The following is a 21,253-nucleotide window of genomic DNA, read 5'->3' as shown; positions in this document are numbered from 1 at the left end:
CTTGCAGCAACGGTACAGTCAGTCGTGGTCGCGATCGCCGCGCCCGGTCGACGAAGGAGTCCTCCATGGCCCGTGCCCCCCGCCCCCCTGCGCCACCGCACGCGGTGCCGGCCCCCGCGGTGCCGCAGCACGCGGTGCCGGCCCCCGCGGCGCCACGCCGCGCCGTCGCCTCCCTGGCGGCGCTGGCCGTCGCCGTCCCGGCCGTCGCCGGCGGCGTCGCGCTCGCAGGAGCCTCCGCGGCCGGCGCAGCGGACCGCACCGTCGCCCTCGTCGGCGACCTGCAGTCCGAGCTGGGCTGCGGCGGCGACTGGGACCCGGCCTGCGACGCCACCGAGCTCACCCCCGCCGGTGACGGCACCTACACAGCCGAGTTCGACGTCCCGGCCGGCACCTACGAGTACAAGGTCGCGATCGACGACGCCTGGGACGAGGCGTACGGGCGCGACGGCGGCGGCGACAACGCCCCCCTCGTGCTCGGCGGCGACTCGCGGTTGCGCGTCACCTACGACGACGCCACCCACCTGACCGCGCTGACACCGCTGGACCTGGCGGGGGAGTACGACGCCGCCACGGACGACGCGATCGTGGCCCCGCCCGCGCGCCAGGCGGGCGGCGACGAGCAGTTCTACTTCGTCATGACCGACCGGTTCGCCGACGGCGACCCGTCCAACGACACCGCGGGCCTCGGCGACGACCCGCTCGTCTCCGGGTTCGACCCCACGAACAAGGGGTTCTACCAGGGCGGCGACCTGGCCGGCCTGCACGGCAACCTCGACTACATCGAGGGCCTGGGCACCACGGCCATCTGGTTGACGCCGTCGTTCATGAACCGGCCCGTCCAGGGCACCGGTGACGACGTGAGCGCCGGCTACCACGGGTACTGGATCACGGACTTCACGCGGATCGACCCGCACCTGGGCACCAACGCGGAGCTCGAGGCGCTCATCGAGGACGCCCACGCGCGCGGGATCAAGGTCTACTTCGACATCATCACCAACCACACGGCCGACGTCGTCGACTACGCCGAGGGCGAGTACTCGTACATCGACCAGGCCACCTCTCCCTACACGGACGCCGCGGGCAACGCCTTCGACCCCGCCGACCACGCGGGCACCGGCGACTTCCCCGAGCTCGACGCCGCGACGTCCTTCCCGTACACGCCGGTGGTCGCGGACGAGGACGCCGACGTCAAGGTCCCGTCCTGGCTCAACGACCCCACGCTCTACCACAACCGGGGCAACTCGACCTGGAGCGGTGAGTCCGTCACCTACGGCGACTTCGACGGCCTGGACGACCTCATGACCGAGCACCCCACGGTCGTGAACGGGTTCGTGAAGGTCTACCAGGACTGGGTCGACCTCGGCATCGACGGCTTCCGCATCGACACCGTCAAGCACGTCAACCGGGAGTTCTGGGACACCTGGACCACCGAGGTCATGGACTACGCCCACGCCCAGGGCAAGGACGACTTCTTCATGTTCGGCGAGGTGTACGACGCCGACGCCAGGCTGCTCTCGCCCTACGTGCGCGAGACGGACATGAGCTCGGTCCTCGACTTCGCGTTCCAGGCGTCGGCGACGAGCTACGCGAGCGGGAACAGCGCCCAGGGCCTGGCCGGCCTGTTCGCGAGCGACGACCTGTACACGACGCCGGACACCTCGGCGGCGGCGCTGCCGACGTTCCTCGGCAACCACGACATGGGTCGGGTCGGCTTCATGCTGGCGAACACCGACGACCCGCTCGCCCGCGACGAGCTCGCCCACGAGCTCATGTACCTCACGCGCGGCCAGCCGGTGGTCTACTACGGCGACGAGCAGGGCTTCGCCGGCACCGGCGGGGACAAGGACGCCCGCCAGACGCTGTTCGCCACCCAGGTGGCCGAGTACGCGGACCAGGACCTGGTCACCGGTGAGACCGCCGGCAGCCAGGACCGCTACGACACCGACGCCCCGCTCTACCGGCACATCGCCGACCTCGCGGCGCTGCGGTCCTCGACGCCGGCGCTGGGGCCCGGGGCGCAGATCGAGCGGTTCGCGGCGGACGGTGCGGGCGTCTACGCCTTCAGCCGCGTCGACCGCGACGAGAAGGTCGAGCACCTCGTCGCGCTCAACAACGCGGCCGGTGAGCGTTCGGCCACGTTCACGACGCTCACGCCGGGTGCGACGTACGACGTCCTGTACGGGCCCGACGGCGGCACCCCGGTCGTCGCCGACGCCGGCGGCGAGGTGACGCTGACCGTGCCGGGCACGTCCGCCGTCGTGCTGGTCGCCGACCGCACCGTGGGCGCCGCGACCGACGGGAGCATCGCCGTCGAGGCGCCCGCCGCCGGCGCCGCCGTCACGGGCACCGCCCCTGTACGTGCCGCGATCGACGACGCCTGGGCCGAGACCTCCTTCGCCTGGCGCGAGGTGGGCACCACCGACTGGCAGCCGCTCGGGACCGCCGAGGACACCACCCCGCGCGTCTTCCACACCACCGACGGTCTGCCCGAGGGCACGCTCGTCGAGTACCGCGCCGTGACCACGGACGCCGACGGCGACCGCGCGGCCGCCTCGACGTTCGCCTCCGTGGGCGTCGACGTCTCGGGCGCCCTCGGCGAGGAGGAGCCGGAGACCGACATCGACATGGTCACCGTGCCGGGCAGCCACAACAGCGAGATGGGCTGCGCCGGCGACTGGACGCCCGACTGCGAGGGTGCCCGCCTCACCGAGCGGGCCGACGGCGTCTGGTCCGGCACGTTCGACCTGCCCGCCGGGGACTACGAGTACAAGGTCGCGATCAATGGCTCCTGGGACCTCAACTACGGCTCCGGCGGCGTCCCGGGCGGCCCCAACGCCACCTACACCCACGACGGCGGCGAGGTCACGTTCTACTGGGACCCGGTGAGCCACGACTTCTCGTCCACCGCGCAGGGTCCGATCGTCACCCTGCCCGGCTCCTACCAGGAGGAGGCCGGCTGCCCCGGGGACTGGCAGCCCGAGTGCCTCGCCACCTGGGCCAAGGACCCGGACGGCGACGGCGTGTACACCTGGTCCACCGACGCGCTGCCCGGCGGCGCCTACGAGGTCAAGGCGGCCCACGGCCTGAGCTGGGCCGAGAACTACGGGGTCGGGGGAGCGCCCGACGGCGCGAACTACTCCTTCTCCGTGGGGCAGGGTGAGACCGTGACGTTCTCCTACGACCTCGCCACCCACGAGCTGACGATCGGGACCGAGAACCCGCCGCTCGCGGGCACCGGTCAGCAGGCCGCGCACTGGGTGCGCACCGACCTGCTGCTCGCGCCGGGCGATCTCGGGACCGGCGACGAGTGGACGTTGTGGACCGCCCCGGAGGGTGGCCTCGAGGTCTCGGCGTCCACGTCCGGCGACGGCGCGACGGTCGTCACCGGCCCCGACGGCGGAGAGCTGCCCGACGGCGCGGCCTCCCACCGTCTCGAGTCCGGCGGTGACGTGCCCGACGACGTCGCCGCGGACTTCCCGGCGCTCGCCGACCACACGGCGCTCGTGCCGACGTCGGACGGGGAGGCTCTGGACCGCGCGACGGTCGAGGACCTGCTCACCGGCCAGCTCCTGGTGACCCGCAGCGACGGCGACACCCTCACCGCCGCCACGGGCGTCCAGGTGCCGGGCGTGCTGGACGATCTGTACGCCGAGGACGCGGCGGACCGTACGTTCGGGGTCACCGTGCACCCGAACCGCAAGTGGGCCTCGTTCGCCCTGTGGGCACCGACCGCGCAGGACGTCGACCTGCTGGTCTGGCCGCAGGGCCGCGACCTCGGTGCCGAGCCCGACCGGTTCGACGCCGCGCGGGCCGGCGACGGCACGTGGGTCCTCGACGGCAAGGCCACCGACAAGAAGTACCCCTGGTACGGAGCGCGCTACCAGTACGCCGTCGAGGTGTACGTGCCGGGCGGCGGGGGCACCCCGGGCAGGATGGAGACGAACGTCGTCACCAGCCCGTACTCGGTGGCGCTGACCACCGACTCGACCCACTCCGTCGTCGTCTCCCTGGACGACAAGGCCTTCCAGCCGAAGGTGTGGCGCACCACACCGCAGCCGGTGGTCGAGCGGCCCGTGGACCAGACGATCTACGAGCTGCACGTGCGGGACTTCTCGATCGCGGACGCCACCGTGCCCGAGGAGGTGCGGGGCACCTACCTGGCGTTCGCCGAGTCCGGCTCGGACGGCATGACGCACCTGCGCGAGCTGGCTGAGGCCGGCATGACGACGGTGCACCTGCTGCCGACGTTCGACATCGCCTCGATCCCTGAGGACCCCGCGGACCAGGAGACGACGGGCGACCTCAGCGGGTTCGCCCCCGACTCCACCGAGCAGCAGGCGGCCGTGGCCGAGGTGCAGGGCTCCGACGCCTTCAACTGGGGCTACGACCCGTATCACTTCACGACGCCGGAGGGTTCCTACGCCGTCGATCGTGAGGGCGGGGCCCGCGTGGGCGAGTTCCGCACCATGGTGGGTTCCCTGCACGACGCCGGTCTCCAGGTGGTCCTGGACCAGGTGTTCAACCACACCGCGGCCAGCGGCCAGGGCGACACGTCGGTGCTGGACAAGGTCGTGCCGGGCTACTACCACCGGCTGAACCCGACCACGGGCGCCGTGGAGACCAGCACCTGCTGCCAGAACGTCGCCACCGAGCACGCGATGGCCGAGCAGCTCATGGTCGACTCCGTGGTCACCTGGGCCCGCGACTACAAGGTGGACGGCTTCCGGTTCGACCTCATGGGCCACCACTCGCGCGACACCATGCTCGCCGTGCGCGATGCGCTCGACGCGCTGACGGTCGAGGCCGACGGCGTGGACGGCTCCGCGGTGTACCTGTACGGCGAGGGCTGGAACTTCGGGGAGGTGGCGGACAACGCCCTGTTCACGCAGGCCACGCAGGGCCAGCTCGGCGGTACCGGGATCGGGACGTTCAGCGACCGGCTCCGCGACGCCGTGCACGGCGGCTCGCCCGTCGACGGCGCCTCGACCTTCACCCAGGGGTTCGGCACCGGGCTCTTCACCGACCCGAACGGGCGCGAGGCGTCGGCCGGCGACGCGGACTCCGTCAACGACGGCGGGGCGGACGAGGCGGCGGACCTGGCGCACCAGACGGACCTGGTCCGCCTGGGGCTGGCCGGCAACCTGCGGGACTTCACGTTCCTGACGTCCGACGGCGAGATCACCCGGGGCGAGGACCTCGACTACCGCGGCTCCCCGGCCGGGTACGCCGACTCCCCGGAGGAGGTGATCACCTACGTCGACGCCCACGACAACGAGACGCTGTTCGACCTGCTCACGCTCAAGCTGCCGCAGGCCACGTCGATGGACGACCGGGTGCGGATGAACACCGTCTCGCTCGCGACGACGGCGCTGGCGCAGACGCCCTCGTTCTGGCACGCGGGCACGGACCTGCTCCGCTCGAAGTCGCTGGACCGCAACTCCTACGACTCCGGCGACTGGTTCAACGCCATCGACTGGTCGGGGCAGGACAACGGGTTCGGCCGCGGCCTGCCGATGGCCGCCGACAACGAGGACACGTGGCCGGTGATGGCGCCGCGGCTGGCCGACCCGGCGCTGAAGCCGACCGCGGCGGACATCGCCGAAGCGTCGGACCGGGCCCGGGAGCTGCTGGAGCTGCGCTCGTCCACGGACCTGTTGCGGCTCGGGTCGGCGGAGCTCATCAAGGCGAAGGTGTCCTTCCCCGCGTCGGGGCCCGACGCCGTGCCGGGGGTCATCGTCATGGCGATCGACGACACGGTCGCCGCGGACGTGGACCCCGCGCTGGACGGGGCGCTCGTGGTGTTCAACGCCTCGCCCGAGGCAGCCACGATCGACGTGCCGGACCTGGCCGGGCGCCACTTCGCGCTCTCGCCGGTGCAGGCCGGCGGCGGGGACGCCGTCGTGCAGGAGACGGCTTGGGACGGTGGTTCCGGCAGCGTGACGGTGCCCGCGCGGACCGTCGCGGTGCTGGTCGAGCCGCAGGGCTGACCTGCCGGGACGTGGCCGGGTCGGGGCTTCCCCGGCCCGGCCACGTCGTGTCGTCGGCCGGGCATTGCCTTCGAGATCCGAACCGATGGGTGGCAAGATCGCCGGTTGTGTCCCGGTCTGACGGCGATGTTGCCGTGGCGTCTTCGTGATGGAATCGTAACCACCACCCTTTGACTTCGAGACCCGAAGACAGGAAAGTAGTCCTCGGTCACCCCACGGGGTGCTGGTCCGGCTCCTGCGGGGGCGCCGGCGGTGAAGGTCGCCGCCGGTCGGACCCTCGACGACGAGAAGGAGCGCGAGGATGCGACTCGGCAAGAAGACGGGCATGGTCGCCGCGGGTGCGGCGCTGGCTCTGACCCTCACCGCCTGCGGTGGTGAAGGTGCAGGCTCCGGCGGTTCCGACGACGCTGCGGGCAACGGTGACGAGGACGTGAAGGTCGGCGTCGCGATGCCGACGCAGACCTACGAGCGCTGGATCCAGGACGGCGGCAACGTCGAGGCCGGGCTCGAGGACCTCGGGTACACGGTGGACCTGCAGTTCGCCAACGACGACATCCCGACCCAGACCCAGCAGATCGACTCGATGATCACCGAGGGCGTCGACGTCCTGATCATCGCGTCCATCGACGGCACGGCGCTGACCAGCCAGCTCGAGGCCGCCGCGGCCGCGAACATCCCGGTCATCGCCTACGACCGCCTCATCCGCGACAGCGAGAACGTGGACTTCTACACCACGTTCGACAACTTCGCCGTCGGCGTGGCCCAGGCCAACGCCCTGCTGCGCGGTCTCGGCTACCTCGACGAGAACGACGAGGAGACCGGTGAGGAGGGCCCGTACAACATCGAGCTCTTCGCGGGTTCCCCGGACGACAACAACTCGCACTTCTTCTTCGACGGTGCGATGTCCGTCCTGCAGCCCCTCATGGACGACGGCACCGTCACGGTCCCGTCCAAGCAGACCGACTTCGACCAGGTCAGCACGCAGCGCTGGGAGCTGGAGACCGCCCAGAGCCGCATGGAGGACCTGCTGACCTCCACCTACACCGGCAACGACACCAAGCTCGACGGCGTCCTCGCCCCGGCCGACGTGCTCTCCCGCGGCATCATCAACGCGCTCAAGGGCGCGGGCATGGGCCCGACCCTCGACGACGGCCTGCCGGTCGTGACCGGCCAGGACGCCGAGATCGCCAACATCGCGCTGATCGACCAGGGCGTCCAGTCCTCGACGATCTTCAAGGACACGCGTCTGCTCGCCGACCAGGCCGTCGCGGCGGCGCAGTCCTTCGTCGAGGGTGAGGACCCCGAGGCGAACGACACCGAGACGTACGACAACGGCGTCAAGGTCGTGCCGTCGTACCTGCTCGAGGTCGAGACCGTGTTCAAGGACGACATCGAGCCCGTGCTCGTCGACTCCGGCTACTACACCGCCGACGAGGTCGCGTCGGGCCAGGCCGCGGAGTGATCCACGGGGCCTGACCTGCCCCATCACGGGCGTGGCCGTCCGTCGTGCGCGATCCCGCCACGACGGGCGGCCCGCCCCGGGTCCGCCGTCGGCCAGCCGCCGCGTCGGCACCCCTCACCGAAGGAGGGACGAGAGCGCAGATGAGCACCATTCTGGAGATGCGCTCCATCACCAAGGAGTTCCCGGGCGTCAAGGCGCTGTCGGACGTCACCCTCACCGTCGAGCAGGGCGAGATCCACGCCATCTGCGGTGAGAACGGTGCCGGCAAGTCGACGCTCATGAAGGTGCTGTCGGGTGTCTACCCGCACGGCACGTACGACGGCCAGATCGTCTTCGACGGCGAGTCCGCCGAGTTCGGGTCGATCTCGGACTCCGAGGACCAGGGCATCGTCATCATCCACCAGGAGCTCGCCCTGGTGCCGTACCTGTCCGTGGCCGAGAACATCTTCCTCGGCAACGAGACGCGGGGTCGCCTCGGACTCATCGACTGGAACGAGTCGAACCACCGGGCGTCCGAGCTGCTCCGGCGGGTCGGACTGCACGAGAACCCGACGACCCCGATCGGTCAGCTCGGAGTCGGCAAGCAGCAGCTCATCGAGATCGCCAAGGCGCTCTCGAAGGAGGTCAAGCTGCTCATCCTCGACGAGCCGACCGCCGCCCTGAACGACACGGACTCCGAGCACCTGCTCGAGCTGCTGCGCGCGCTGCAGCGCGAGGGCATCACCTGCATCATCATCTCGCACAAGCTCAACGAGATCGAGGAGATCGCGGACCGCACCACGATCATCCGCGACGGGCGCACGATCGAGACGATCGACATGTCCGAGGAGAGCGCCACGCAGGACCGCATCATCCGCGGCATGGTGGGGCGCGACCTCGAGCACCGCTACCCCGAACGCTCCAGCGTCGTCGGCGACGAGGTGCTCCGGGTGGAGAACTGGCACGTCGACCACCCCACCCAGGCGGGTCGCCAGGTCATCACCGACGCCTCGTTCCACGTCCGGGCCGGTGAGGTCATCGGGATCGCGGGCCTGATGGGAGCAGGGCGGACCGAGCTCGCGATGAGCATCTTCGGCCGCTCCTACGGGCGCAACATCCACGGCAAGGTCTTCAAGGACGGCCAGGAGATCCAGACCCGGACGGTCGCCGAGGCGATCAAGCACCACATCGCCTACGCCACCGAGGACCGCAAGCAGTACGGTCTCAACCTCATCGACGACATCCGGCACAACATCTCCGCGGCCGGCCTGCGGCAGCTGGCCCCCCACGGGTGGGTCAACGGCAACGAGGAGCTGCGGGTCGCCGAGGAGTACCGCGGCTCGCTGAACATCAAGACGCCCAACGTCCTCGTCGACGTCGGCAAGCTCTCGGGCGGCAACCAGCAGAAGGTCGTGCTGTCCAAGTGGCTGTACACCGATCCCGACGTGCTGATCCTCGACGAGCCCACCCGCGGCATCGACGTCGGCGCCAAGTACGAGATCTACACGATCATCAACAAGATGGTCGCGGAGGGGAAGGCGGTCGTCGTCATCTCCTCCGAGCTGCCCGAGCTGCTCGGCATCTGCGACCGTGTCTACACCCTCGCCTTCGGTCGCATCACCGGTGAGCTCCCCGTCGCCGACGCGACGCAGGAACGCCTCATGGAGCTCATGACCCTCGAGCGCGACCAGCCCCTGCCCACGAACGGAACTGCCTCATGAACGCCATCGCCTCGGTCCGGGACGCCCTGACCCGGAACATGCGCCAGAGCGGCATCCTCATCGCCTTCGTCGCGATCGTGGTGCTGTTCGCCGCCTTGCACGAGAGCTTCCTGTCCCCGACCAACCTGACGAACCTGATCCTGCAGTACTCCTACATCCTGATCCTCGCGATCGGGATGGTCATGGTGATCATCGCCGGGCAGATCGACCTGTCGGTCGGTTCGGTGGTGGCCCTCACCGGAGCGGTCTCGGCCGCCGTCGTGATCCGGGAGGGGATGCCCTGGTGGGCGGGTGTGCTGGCCGCCCTGGTCGTCGGTCTCCTGGTCGGGATCTGGCAGGGCTTCTGGGTCGCCTACGTCGGTATCCCGGGCTTCATCGTCACCCTGGCCGGCATGCTGCTCTTCCGCGGCCTGACCTTCCTGGTGCTGGACAACCGTTCGCTCTCGCCCTTCGGCGGCACCTACTACGACATCGCCAACGGGTTCCTCAACGGGCTGTTCGGCGGGTACGGGTACGACGTCTTCACCCTGGTGATCTTCGGCATCGCCGTCGTCGGCTACGCCGTGTCGCAGTGGCGTTCGCGCCAGGGCAAGCTCGCCTACCAGCAGTCGGTGGAGTCCCTGCCGCTGTTCGTGCTCAAGCTCGTGGTCGTCGCCGCGGTGGTCATGTGGTTCGGCTACCAGCTCGCGTCCTCGCGCGGGCTGCCGGTCGTCCTCATCATCCTGGCCGTGCTGATCATCGCCTACACGCTGGTCACCCAGAAGTCCGTGTTCGGCCGGCACATCTACGCGGTCGGCGGCAACCGTCACGCCGCCGAGCTCTCCGGCGTGTCCGTGCGCAAGATCAACTTCTGGGTCTTCGTCAACATGGGCGTGCTCGCCTCGGTGGCCGGCATCGTGTTCTCCTCGCGGATGAACAGCGCCCAGCCGGGCGCCGGCAACATGTTCGAGCTCGACGCCATCGCCGCCTGCTTCATCGGCGGCGCCTCCACCACCGGTGGTGTGGGTCGCGTCGGCGGCGCCATGATCGGTGGCCTGATCATGGCCGTCATGTCGAACGGCATGCAGCTCATGGGCATCCCGCAGCCGTGGCAGCAGGTCGTCAAGGGCCTGGTGCTGCTGCTCGCCGTCGCCTTCGACATCTGGAACAAGAAGCGCGCCGCGGTCGCCCGCTGAGTGCGATGATCACCGCCGACGGGCGGGTGGGGCCTCCCACCCGCCCGTCGGCATACCCTCTACACTCCGGGGCGTGAAGGGACGGCAGGCGATGGCGCGGACGCAGTCGTCGTTGCGTGAGGCCAACCGTGCCCGCGTGGTCGACGCCGTCAAGAAGCACGGCAGCCTCACCCAGGTCGAGCTGACCGGGGCCACGGGCCTCTCCCCGGCGACCGTGTCGACGATCGTCAAGGAGCTCGCCGCCGCCGAGGTGGTCGAGGTCCGCAACACCGTGCGCACGGGACGCCGCGCCCAGCTCGTCACGCTGGCCCACCGGGTCGGGCTGGTCGCCGGCGTCGTGGTCGGGTACCGGTCCATGCGGGTGGCGCTCGCCGACGTGGGCCAGGAGGTGCTCGCCGAGCTCACCCTGCCGTTGCCGGCGGACCATCGCTCCGACACCAGCCTCGACCGTGCCGCGCTGCTGATCGTGGACCTGCTGGAGCGGGTGGGGTCCCAGCTCGACGAGCTGCTCGGCATCGGTCTGGGCGTCCCGGCACCCGTCAACCCGACCACGGGCATGCTCAGCGTCCGCGGGGTCCTGCGTGGCTGGGACGCCGTGCAGATCGCCCAGGTGCTGGAGAAGCGGCTGTCCCGGCCCGTGTTCGTCGACAACGACGCGAACCTGGGCGCGCTGGCGGAGTCCACGGTGGGTGCCGGACGCGCCTGGCGCGACATGATGTACGTCGGCGTGTCCCACGGTGTGGGTGCCGGGATCGTCATCGGGGGCCGCGTGCACCGCGGTGTCGACGGCACGGCCGGGGAGATCGGGCACGTCCAGGTCGATCCGGCGGGGCGCATCTGCACCTGCGGCAGCCGGGGCTGCCTGAACACCGTCGTCGGGCTGCCCGCACTGCTGGAGCCGTTGCGCGTCAGCCACGGCAACCTGTCCCTGCGGGACGTGGTCCGGCTCGCGCGGGACGACGACCCGGGCTGCCGTGAGATCGTGGCCGACGCCGGGGAGCGGGTCGGTGCGGTCGTGGCGACCCTCGCGACCGGGCTCGGGCCGCAGGGAGTCGTCGTCGGTGGTGAGCTCGCCGAGGCCGGGGAGATCTTTCTGGCACCCTTGCGTGCGGCGCTCGAACGCCGCACGCTGCTCAACCAGGCCGGCGGTCCCGAGGTCGTGCCGGCCACCCTGGGTCTGCGCGCCGAGCTGGTGGGTGCCGTCGCGCTCGCGCTGGAGCACACCGACGTGTTCGACCGACCCGACAGCGACCGACGCACCGAACGCACCGACGAGGAGACGCCAGGACGATGACGACCGCGGCCGTACCCCGCACGCCCTTGCTCGCCCTGCACGAGGTCAGCAAGTACTTCGGCGCCGTCGAGGCGCTGGTCGGCGTCGACCTCGAGGTGCACGCCCACGAGGTCGTGGCGCTGGTCGGCGACAACGGTGCCGGCAAGTCCACGCTGGCCCAGGTCGTGGCCGGCGTGCTGTCCCCGGACGCCGGGGAGATCGAGATCGAGGGCCGGCCGGTGACGCTCGGATCGGCGTCGGCGGCGAATCGGCTCGGCATCGCCAGCGTCTTCCAGGACCTGGCGGTGTGCGAGAACCTGGACGTCACGGCCAACCTGTTCCTGGGCCGGGAGCTGCGCAACCGGGTCGGCCTGATGCACGAGGGCGAGATGGAGGTCGAGACGCGACGGTTGCTCGACCGGCTGACCGTGCGCATCCCCTCGGTCCGCACCACGCTGCGGCAGCTCTCGGCCGGCCAGCGCCAGGCCGTCGCGATCGCACGGACCCTGATCGGCAGGCCCAGGATCGTGGTGCTGGACGAGCCCACGGCCGCCCTGTCGGTGGCGCAGACCGGCGAGGTCCTCACGCACATCGAGAGGCTGCGGGACATGGGGCTGGGCGTGATCCTCATCAGCCACAACCTCAACGACGTCCGCGCCGTCTCGGACCGGATCGAGGTGCTGCGGCACGGACGCAACAACGGGTCGTTCCCGGCGTCGGCCAGCCACGAGTCGATCCTGGCGGCGATCACCGGGGCCGCCTGACCTCCGGGCCGGACCGCAGGTCGACCCGAGGACGCGGTCCGTCAGGGCCGCTCGTCGGCGTGGAGGCCGAAGGCGTCGTGCGGGTCGACGTGGGCGAGCACGGCGTCGAGGACCCGGGTGAACGCGTGCAGGTCGTCGCGGTCGAGGTCGTCGTAGACGTTCTCCAGCACGGCCCGTGCGTGGCCGGGCGCGCTGGCCACGACCTTCTCCCAGCCGGCCCCGGTGAGCCGCGCCACGGTGGCGCGGCCGTCGTCCGGCGCCGGGCCGCGCACGAGGAAGCCCCGGTCCTCCAGACGCCGTGCGACGTGGGAGAGGCGGGGGAGGGTGGCGCTGGTCCGGCGGGCGAGGTCGCTCATGCGCAGGGAGCGGCCCTCGGTCTGGGACAGCATCGCCAGCGTCAGGTACTCGAAGTGGGTCAGGTCGGCGTCCCGGCGCAGCTGCTGGTCGAGGAGGGCGGGCAGCAGGCTGATCACCGCCTGCAGCCGCAACCAGCTGCGCATCTGCTCGTCGTCGAGCCAGCGCGGTGCCGCGCCGTCGTCCATGGGTCCTCCCCGTATTGGTTGACGGAACAACTATACCGATCCTATATTGGTTGTAGCGTCAATCAAAGGGTTGACGGCCGTCCGAGAGGAAACCTCATGAGCAGCAGCATCAGCATCATCGGCGCCGGGACCATGGGAACCGCCATCGCCCGGCTCGGGCTCGCCGCGGGCAGCCAGGTCCAGGTCGTCGCCCGCGACGCCGCCGCGGCCGGTCGGGTCGACCCGGCCGTCACCGCCACGGCCTTCGGCGCACCGCTCACCGGCGCCGTCGTCGTGCTCGCGCTGCCGTACCCCGCCCTGGACGACGTCGTGGCGACCTACGGCGACCAGCTCGCCGGGCGCACCGTCGTCGACATCACCAACCCGCTCGACTTCACGACCTTCGACGCTCTCGTCGTGCCGGCGGACTCCTCGGCCGCCGCAGAGCTCGCGGCCGCGATCCCCGGTGCGTCCGTCCTCAAGGCCTTCAACACCAACTTCGCCGCCACGCTCGCGACCGGCACGGTCGGGGAGGTCCCGACCACCGTGCTCGTCGCAGGTGACGACGCCGACGCCAAGGGCGCGTTCGCCGCGGCCTTCGACGGCTCGGCCGTGCGGGTCGTCGACGCCGGGGGCCTGCGGCGCGCCCGCGAGCTCGAGGCCCAGGGCTTCCTGCAGCTCACCCTGGCCGCCGGCGAGAAGACCTCGTGGACCACCGGCTTCGCTCTGCTGTGACCGCGGCCCAGAACCTCCGCCGCGACGACCTCCTCGCGGCGGAGACCGCGATGGGGGCCGTCACGCTGCACGTCGGCGACCTCGCCGCCATGAGCGCCTACTACCGCGAGGCCCTCGCGCTGACCGAGCTGCGCGGCACCGGGGGACCCGACCGGGTCGTGCTCGGGCGCGGCCGGACCCCCGTCGTCGTGCTCCGGCACACGCCAGGACTGCCGGCGACCTCCCGGAACCAGGCCGGGCTGTTCCACACCGCGGTGCTCCTCGACACCGAGGAGGCGCTCGCCGCCGCCGTGGCGCACGCTGCGAGGCACCCGCTGTCCCGGTTCGTCGGCAACGCCGACCACGGGGTGTCCCGGGCGTTCTACTTCACCGACCCCGAGGACAACGGCATCGAGCTCTACTGGGACCGTCCGCGGGACACGTGGCAGTGGTCCGGCGGCCGGGTGGCGATGGGTTCAGACTGGTTCGACCCGAACACCTACCTGCGCCGGCACCTGGACGAGACCGCGATGCGAGGTGCCGCCGGACAGGGCGCCGGGGTCGGTCACGTGCACCTGCAGGTCGGCGACCTCACGGTGGCGCGGCGGTTCTACGTCGGCGCCCTCGGGTTCGAGGTCACGGCGGACCTGCCCGGGGCGCTGTTCGTCGCCGCCGGCGGGTATCACCACCACCTCGCGGTGAACACATGGAACAGCGCCGGGGCCGGGCCGCGGGCGGCGACGCTGGGCCTCGGCCAGGTGTCGATCACCGTCCCCGGCCGGGACGACGTCGACGCCCTGCGGGACCGCCTGCGGCACGTCCGGGTCCCCGTGCGCGACGACGGGCGCACGCTGCGCTTCGAGGACCCGTGGAGCACCCTGGTCGAGGTGGCGGTGGGCTGAGCCCGCGCCACGAGCCCCGGGGGCAGGTCAGTGGAAGACGACGGTGCGGTGACCGTCGAGCAGCACCCGGTGCTCGGCGTGCCACCGCACCGCACGCGCGAGGGTGCGGCGCTCGACGTCCTCACCGAGGGCGACGAGGTCCGTCACGGCGCGGGAGTGGTCCACGCGCTCGACGTCCTGCTCGATGATCGGGCCCTCGTCGAGGTCGCCGGTGACGTAGTGCGAGGTGGCCCCGATGAGCTTGACCCCCCGTTCGTGGGCCTGGGCGTACGGCCGTGCGCCCTTGAAGGACGGCAGGAACGAGTGGTGGATGTTGATGACCTGGCCGGACAGGTCGCGGCACAGCTCGTCCGAGAGGATCTGCATGTAGCGGGCCAGGACCACGAGCTCGACGTCGAGCTCCGTCACGAGGTCGCGGAGCCGGGCCTCGGCCTCCGCCTTGGTGGCGGCGGTGACCGGGACGTGGTGGAACGGCTTGCCGTAGAACTCCGCGATGTCGCGCAGGTCGTCGTGGTTGCCGACGACGCCGACGATCTCGACGGGCAGGCCCTGGTCGCGCTCGCGGTAGAGGAGGTCCACCAGGCAGTGCGCGGCCCGCGAGACCATGACGAGGGTCCGCACCGGCCGGCCCACGACGTCGAGCCGCCACGTCATCTCGAACGTGGCCCCGAGCCCGGCCAGCGCGGCCTCCAGCTCGTCGCGCGAGGCGTGCGACTCGACCTGGACCCGCATGAAGAACAGCCCCGAGCCCGGGTTGCCGAACTGCTGGGACTCCGTGATGTTGCCGTCGTGGTCCGCGAGCATCCCGCTCACGGCGTGCACGATGCCCGGGCGGTCGGGGCACGAGAGCGTCAGGACCCACTCGGTGGGCCGTCCGTGCGGGTGCCGGGTGGTCGACGAAGGGTTCGGCTGCGTGCTCACGCACGCCATTGTCGCCCACCGTCTGCCACGATGGGGCCATGAGCGACAGCACCGCCACCTCCGGCAGCACCGCCGACGCCGCCGCGTCGGGCGACCAGTCCACCCGCATCGCCCTCGTCGAGGACCACCACGCCGGCGAGCTGCTGACGCTGCGGCGCGCGGCGTTCGTCTCCGAGGCGCAGGTGTACGGCGACCCGAACATCCCGCCGCTGACGCAGACGTTGCCGGAGCTCCGCGAGGACATGGCCCGGGACGACGTCGTCACGATCGGGGCGTGGGACGGCCACCGGCTGGTCGGGTCGATCCGGGTGGAGATCTCGGGGGAGCGGGCCACGCTCGGCCGTCTCGCCGTCGCCCCGGACCAGCAGGGCCGCGGCATGGGGACCACGCTGCTCTTCGCCATCCTGGAGTTCCTGCCCGAGCAGATCTCCGAGATCTGGGCCTTCACGGGCAAGGACTCGCGGCAGAACCTCGCCCTGTACGCCAAGCACGGCTACGAGGCCCAGTACGACGAGGCAGCCGGCCAGCTCACCTACACCTACCTGCGCCGGGTCCTGCACGCCGTCGACTCCCGCCGGTCGGACCGGTCGGCGGCGTCCCCGCCCGCCGGACGGCAGTGAGCGGAAGCGCCCCTGCCCGGTCGCGGCGCCCGTCGATGGCCGACGTCGCCGCCGTGGCCGGGGTGTCGCACCAGACGGTCTCGCGGGTGCTCAACGACCATCCCAGCGTCCGTGCCGCGACGCGCGACCGCGTGCTGGCGGCGATCGACGAGCTCGGCTACCGGCGCAACAGCGCGGCGCGCGCGCTGGTGACCTCGCGGTCGGCCACGCTGGGCGTGCTGACCACGGGATCGGCGCTGTTCGGCCCGACCAGCACGCTGCTGGCCGTGGAGGCGGCGGCGCGCGACCGCGGGTACTTCGTCTCCGTGGCGACGTTGAGCACGTACGACACGGACACGATGCACCAGGCGCTGGAGCACTTCATGGCGCAGGGGGTCGACGGGATCGTGGTGATCGCGCCGCACGACGAGGTCGCGGCCGCCGTCGAGTCGTTCCGCGCGCCCGTGCCCGTGGTCGTCGTGGCCGCGCTGGACGCCGACGTGAGCGACGGCGGGTCGGAGCAGGACCGCGGCCCGCGCACGATGTCGGTCGCCGTCGACCAGCGTGCGGGGGCCCGGCGTGCCACCGAGCACCTGCTCGACCTCGGGCACCGGGACGTGGTGCACCTGGCCGGGCCGTCGGCCTGGTTCGACGCGCGCGAGCGCGCGGCGGGCTGGCGCGAGGCGCTCGTGGCCCGCGGCATCACACCCGCGCGGCCGCGGGTGTGCTCGTGGTCGGCGGGGGACGGATACGCCGCGGGCCGCGACCTGGCCGAGGCGGTGGTGGCGGGGGAGGGGCCGACGGCGGTGCTCGCCGGCAACGACCAGCTGGCGCTGGGTCTGCTGCGGGCGCTGTGGGAGCGCGGCGTGCGGGTACCCGACGACGTCTCGGTGATCGGGTTCGACGACGTCGCGGGTGCCGCGTACTTCGTCCCGCCGCTGACGACGGTCCGGCAGCACTTCGCCGAGCTGGGCGCTCGCAGCGTCGCGATGGTGCTCGCGGCCCTGGCCGGGGAGCCGGTGGCGCTGGAGCGCATCGAGCCCGAGCTCGTGATCCGCTCCTCGACCGCGCCGCCGCCGTGAGCGCCGGAGCGTACAGGGGCGGCCGGAGTTGGATCCTCGCCCATGTGAGCGTTAACATCCCAGGAGAGAACAGACTCAAGGAGTGACACGGCGATGACGCTGCACGACCAGGCGACCGAGATCCGGGACGCCATCACCGCGGGCCGCACGACGCTCGGCATCGAGCTCGGCTCCACCAACATCAAGGCCAGCCTCGTCGGTCCCGACCACGCGCCCGTGGCCGCCGGCTCCCACGCGTGGGAGAACGAGCTCGTCGACGGGGTCTGGACGTACTCGCTCGACGCCGTCCGTGCGGGCCTGCAGGGCGCCTACGCCGCGCTCGTGGCCGACGTCGAGCAGCGGTACGGCGTGCGGCCCACCACCTACGGCGCCCTCGGCGTCTCGGCGATGATGCACGGCTACCTCCCGTTCGACGCCGACGGCGAGCTGCTCGTGCCGTTCCGCACCTGGCGCAACACCAGCACCGGCCCCGCGGCCGGCGAGCTCTCCGAGCTGTTCGGGCACAACATCCCCCTGCGCTGGTCGATCGCCCACCTGTACCAGGCGATCCTCGACGACGAACCGCACGTGCCGCAGATCGCCGCGTTCACCACCCTGGCGGGGTACGTCCACCGCGAGCTGACCGGCCGGCACGTGCTCGGTGTCGGGGACGCCTCGGGCATGTTCCCCGTCGACCCGGCGACGCGCGACTACGACCAGCGCCTGCTCGGGCAGTTCCGCCACATCGTGGCCGCCAAGCGCCCCGGGCTGCAGGTCGAGGGCCTGCTGCCGCAGGTCCTGCCGGCCGGCGCCGACGCCGGCCGGCTCACGGCCGCCGGCGCCGCACTGCTCGACCCGACGGGCACCCTGGAGCCCGGCGTGCTGCTCTGCCCGCCCGAGGGCGACGCCGGCACCGGGATGGTCGCCACCAACGCGGTGGCTCCGCGCACGGGCAACATCAGCGCCGGCACGTCCATCTTCGCGATGGTCGTGCTGGAGCAGCCGCTGCGCAGCGTCCACCACGAGCTGGACCTCGTCACCACCCCCGCCGGCGACCTCGTCGCCATGGTGCACTGCAACAACGGCGCCAGCGAGCTCGACGCCTGGGCGGGGATCTTCGGCGAGTTCGCCACCGCCCTCGGCCACCCGAGCGGCGCCGACGACGTGTTCGGAGCGCTCTTCCGGTCCGCCCTGGACGGCGCGCCCGACGGCGGTGGCCTGCTCGCGTACAACTACCTCGCCGGCGAGCCCATCACCGGGCTGGACGAGGGGCGGCCGCTGGTCGTCCGGACGCCCGACAGCCGCCTGACGCTCGCGAACTTCATGCGGACCCAGATCTACGGGGCCTTCGGCACCCTGGCGCTGGGTATGAAGGTCCTGCACGGCGAGGGCGTCCAGATCGACGCGATGTTCGCCCACGGCGGCCTGTTCCGCACGGCCGGCGTGGCGCAGCGACTGCTGGCCGCCGCCGTGGACGCCCCCGTGGCCGTGGGCCGCACGGCGGGTGAGGGCGGTGCCTGGGGCATCGCCGTCCTGGCCGCGTACGCCCGCGCGGTCGACGACGTCGCCCCGGACGGCCAGGTCCCGAAGCTCGACGCCTACCTCGCCGAACGGGTCTTCGCCGACGTCGCCCTCGACGTCGCGGAGCCGGACGCGGACGACGTCGCCGGGTTCACCACCTACCTGGAGCGGTACTCCGCCGGCCTCGCGGTCGAGCGTGCCGCCACCGAAGCCCTCTGACGACCTCTTCACGAAACGGGAGCCACCCATGCCGCACGACGCGCCCCTGACCGAGGTGCCCGCCCACCTGCGCACCGCCGTCGACGCCGCCAAGCAGAAGGTCGCCGACCTGCACGCCGAGCTGCCCCGCTGGGAGCTCGTCGTGTGGACCGCCGGCAACGTCTCCGAAAGGGTCAGGAACCCCGAGGGCCCGGACCTGCTGGTCATCAAGCCCTCCGGCGTCTCCTACGACGACATCACGCCCGAGGCCATGGTCGTGTGCGACCTGGAGGGCAACCTCGTCGAGGGCGACCGGTCGCCGTCGTCGGACACCGCCGCGCACGCCTACGTGTACGCCCACCTGCCCGAGGTGGGCGGCGTCGTGCACACCCACTCCACGTACGCGACGGCCTGGGCGGCCCGCGGCGAGGAGATCCCGTGCGTCCTGACGATGATGGCCGACGAGTTCGGCGGGCCGATCCCCGTCGGGCCGTTCGCGATCATCGGGGACGACTCCATCGGCCGCGGGATCGTCGAGACCCTGCGGGGCTCGCGGTCCAAGGCGGTACTCATGGCCAACCACGGTCCGTTCACGATCGGCGGCGACGCCAAGGCCGCCGTCAAGGCGGCGGTGCTGTGCGAGGAGGTGGCCCGCGCGGTGCACGTCTCGCGGCAGCTCGGTGAGCCGGAGACCATCGCGCAGGAGCACGTCGACGCCCTGTACGCCCGCTACCAGAACGTCTACGGGCAGCGCTGAGCCCTCCGGCCGCTGCACCGCCCCCTCTCGAAAGGAAGACCCATGAGCAAGCCCTACGGCGACCGCGAGGTCTGGTTCCTCACCGGCAGCCAGGACCTGTACGGTCCCGAGACGCTGGAGCAGGTCGCCCAGCAGTCCCGCGAGGTCGCCGCCGCGCTCGACGCGTCGGGCGACGTCCCCGCGAACGTCGTCTGGAAGCCGGTCCTCAAGGACTCGGCCTCGATCCGCCGCGCCATGCTCGAGGCGAACAGCGACGACGGCGTGCTCGGCGTCATCACCTGGATGCACACCTTCAGCCCGGCCAAGATGTGGATCGCCGGCCTGGACGCGCTGCGCAAGCCGCTGCTGCACCTGCACACGCAGGCGAACGTCGAGCTCCCCTGGGCCGACATCGACATGGACTTCATGAACCTCAACCAGGCCGCGCACGGCGACCGGGAGTACGGCTACATGCTGGCCCGGCTCGGCGTCGCCCGGACCACCGTCGTCGGCCACGTGTCGAACCCGGCCGTGCAGCGCCGCGTCGGCACCTGGATCCGTGGCGCCGCGGGCTGGGCCGCCACGCACGAGCTCACGCTGGTCCGGTTCGGCGACAACATGCGCAACGTGGCCGTGACCGAGGGCGACAAGACCGAGGCCGAGCTGCAGTTCGGCGTCTCGGTCAACACCTGGGGCGTCAACGACCTGGTCGAGGCCGTGGAGGCGGTCTCCGAGGACGCCGTCGACGCGCTCGTCGCGGAGTACGCCGACCTGTACGACGTCGCGCCCGAGCTGGTGGCGGGGGGAGACCGGCACGAGTCGCTGCGCTACGCCGCCCGCCAGGAGCTCGCCATGGAGGCGTTCCTGGTCGCGCGCGGCGCCAAGGCGTTCACCACGAACTTCGAGGACCTCGGTGCGCTGCGCCAGCTGCCGGGTCTCGCCGTGCAGCGGCTCATGGCCAAGGGCTACGGGTTCGGGGCCGAGGGCGACTGGAAGACGGCCGTCCTGGTCCGTGCCGCGAAGGTCATGGGTGAGGGGCTGCCGGGCGGTGCCTCCCTCATGGAGGACTACACCTACGACCTCACGCCGGGGTCGGAGCTGATCCTCGGGGCGCACATGCTCGAGATCTGCCCGTCCCTGACGACGTCGACGCCGCGCATCGAGATCCACCCGCTCGGCATCGGCGGCAAGGAGGACCCGGTGCGCATGGTCTTCGACGCCGACGCCACCGAGGGCGCCGTCGTCGTGTCGCTGGCCGACATGCGCGACCGGTTCCGTCTGACTGCGAACGTCGTCGACGTCGTCCCGCCCACCCAGGAGCTGCCGAACCTGCCGGTCGCGCGGGCCGTGTGGACGCCGCGTCCGGACTTCGCGACGTCGGCGGAGGCGTGGCTCACCGCCGGCGGTGCGCACCACACGGTGATGTCGACGGCGGCCGGCATCGAGGCGTTCGAGGTGTTCGCCCAGATCGCCCGCACCGAGCTGCTGGTCATCGACGAGGCCACGACGCGGCGCGGGTTCGCCGACCAGGTCCGCTGGAACCAGGTCTACTACCGGGTGGCCCAGGGGCTCTGACCCCTGCTGCCCTTTCCCCGCCCCGCCCCGCCCGCCCGCCCATGCCTGTGGGTGCACGACGCGCCGTCGGACCTTGTGGTCCGACGGCGCGTCGTGCACCCACAGGCGACGGGGTCGGCTGGCGGTAGTCTGAGGTCGCCGCGC

General features: G+C 71.8%; 15 protein-coding genes. 13 read left to right on the top strand and 2 right to left on the bottom strand.

The genetic code is table 11. The features are described from left to right. Positions 1-65 precede the first annotated feature (65 nt). The 6 genes from pulA (at position 66) to ACIQLL_RS00090 (ending at position 12,361) form a co-directional block, all read left to right on the top strand. Positions 66-5,987: a pullulanase-type alpha-1,6-glucosidase gene (gene pulA / locus ACIQLL_RS00115; protein ID WP_402461568.1), complete on the top strand. Its 5,922-nt coding sequence runs from the start codon at positions 66-68 to the stop codon at positions 5,985-5,987. 301 nt (positions 5,988-6,288) lie between these two features. After that, positions 6,289-7,449 (top strand): multiple monosaccharide ABC transporter substrate-binding protein, encoded by a 1,161-nt coding sequence (chvE, locus tag ACIQLL_RS00110; RefSeq protein ID WP_402461565.1) that lies wholly within the window; start codon positions 6,289-6,291, stop codon positions 7,447-7,449. Between the two features lie 140 nt (positions 7,450-7,589). Further along, positions 7,590-9,149, top strand: a complete 1,560-nt coding sequence (gene mmsA, locus ACIQLL_RS00105) for a multiple monosaccharide ABC transporter ATP-binding protein (protein ID WP_402461563.1) — start codon at positions 7,590-7,592, stop codon at positions 9,147-9,149. After that, positions 9,146-10,324 carry a multiple monosaccharide ABC transporter permease gene (mmsB, locus tag ACIQLL_RS00100; protein ID WP_402461560.1) on the top strand — a complete coding sequence of 393 codons (1,179 nt, stop codon included), beginning with the start codon at positions 9,146-9,148 and terminating at the stop codon, positions 10,322-10,324. The genes mmsA and mmsB overlap by 4 nt, the downstream gene beginning before the upstream one ends. 91 nt (positions 10,325-10,415) lie before the next feature. Next, positions 10,416-11,618, top strand: a complete 1,203-nt coding sequence (locus ACIQLL_RS00095; protein WP_402464574.1) for an ROK family transcriptional regulator — start codon at positions 10,416-10,418, stop codon at positions 11,616-11,618. Beyond that, entirely contained in the window at positions 11,615-12,361 is a 747-nt protein-coding gene (locus tag ACIQLL_RS00090; protein WP_402461558.1) for an ATP-binding cassette domain-containing protein, read from the top strand. The genes ACIQLL_RS00095 and ACIQLL_RS00090 overlap by 4 nt, the downstream gene beginning before the upstream one ends. A gap of 41 nt (positions 12,362-12,402) precedes the next feature. Here ACIQLL_RS00090 and ACIQLL_RS00085 read toward each other — a convergent pair whose 3' ends face one another. After that, a complete protein-coding gene (locus ACIQLL_RS00085; RefSeq protein WP_402461555.1) occupies positions 12,403-12,903 on the bottom strand; it encodes a MarR family winged helix-turn-helix transcriptional regulator in 501 nt (166 codons plus the stop codon). A gap of 96 nt (positions 12,904-12,999) precedes the next feature. On the opposite strand from ACIQLL_RS00085, the gene ACIQLL_RS00080 reads away from it, so the two are divergent. Both ACIQLL_RS00080 and ACIQLL_RS00075 read left to right on the top strand, forming a co-directional pair. Continuing rightward, complete coding sequence (locus ACIQLL_RS00080) at positions 13,000-13,617, top strand: NADPH-dependent F420 reductase (RefSeq protein ID WP_402461552.1); 618 nt, start codon at positions 13,000-13,002, stop codon at positions 13,615-13,617. A gap of 50 nt (positions 13,618-13,667) precedes the next feature. After that, the gene (locus ACIQLL_RS00075; protein WP_402464572.1) at positions 13,668-14,498 is read left to right on the top strand and encodes a VOC family protein; all 831 of its coding nucleotides are present in this window, start codon (positions 13,668-13,670) and stop codon (positions 14,496-14,498) included. 27 nt (positions 14,499-14,525) lie between these two features. Here ACIQLL_RS00075 and purU read toward each other — a convergent pair whose 3' ends face one another. Further along, positions 14,526-15,428 carry a formyltetrahydrofolate deformylase gene (purU, locus tag ACIQLL_RS00070; RefSeq protein ID WP_402461550.1) on the bottom strand — a complete coding sequence of 301 codons (903 nt, stop codon included), beginning with the start codon at positions 15,426-15,428 and terminating at the stop codon, positions 14,526-14,528. Between the two features lie 29 nt (positions 15,429-15,457). Between purU and ACIQLL_RS00065 the strand changes: the two genes are divergently transcribed. From ACIQLL_RS00065 to araA, 5 genes are all read left to right on the top strand, one after another. Next, positions 15,458-16,039 carry a GNAT family N-acetyltransferase gene (locus ACIQLL_RS00065; protein WP_402461547.1) on the top strand — a complete coding sequence of 194 codons (582 nt, stop codon included), beginning with the start codon at positions 15,458-15,460 and terminating at the stop codon, positions 16,037-16,039. Positions 16,040-16,074: 35 nt separating this feature from the next. Beyond that, positions 16,075-17,100 (top strand): LacI family DNA-binding transcriptional regulator, encoded by a 1,026-nt coding sequence (locus tag ACIQLL_RS00060; RefSeq protein WP_402461544.1) that lies wholly within the window; start codon positions 16,075-16,077, stop codon positions 17,098-17,100. Positions 17,101-17,193: 93 nt separating this feature from the next. After that, positions 17,194-18,819, top strand: a complete 1,626-nt coding sequence (locus tag ACIQLL_RS00055) for a xylulokinase (protein WP_402461542.1) — start codon at positions 17,194-17,196, stop codon at positions 18,817-18,819. Positions 18,820-18,847: 28 nt separating this feature from the next. Beyond that, on the top strand, positions 18,848-19,555 hold the full coding sequence (locus ACIQLL_RS00050; RefSeq protein ID WP_402461539.1) for an L-ribulose-5-phosphate 4-epimerase: 708 nt from the start codon (positions 18,848-18,850) through the stop codon (positions 19,553-19,555). A gap of 42 nt (positions 19,556-19,597) precedes the next feature. Then, positions 19,598-21,109 carry an L-arabinose isomerase gene (gene araA / locus ACIQLL_RS00045; RefSeq protein ID WP_402461536.1) on the top strand — a complete coding sequence of 504 codons (1,512 nt, stop codon included), beginning with the start codon at positions 19,598-19,600 and terminating at the stop codon, positions 21,107-21,109. Positions 21,110-21,253 lie beyond the last annotated feature (144 nt).

The organism is Isoptericola aurantiacus (assembly GCF_044769875.1).
Lineage (GTDB): Bacteria > Actinomycetota > Actinomycetes > Actinomycetales > Cellulomonadaceae > Isoptericola > Isoptericola aurantiacus.
Note: the sequence above shows the minus strand (reverse complement) of the source record. Positions and strands in the feature narration are given on the sequence as shown.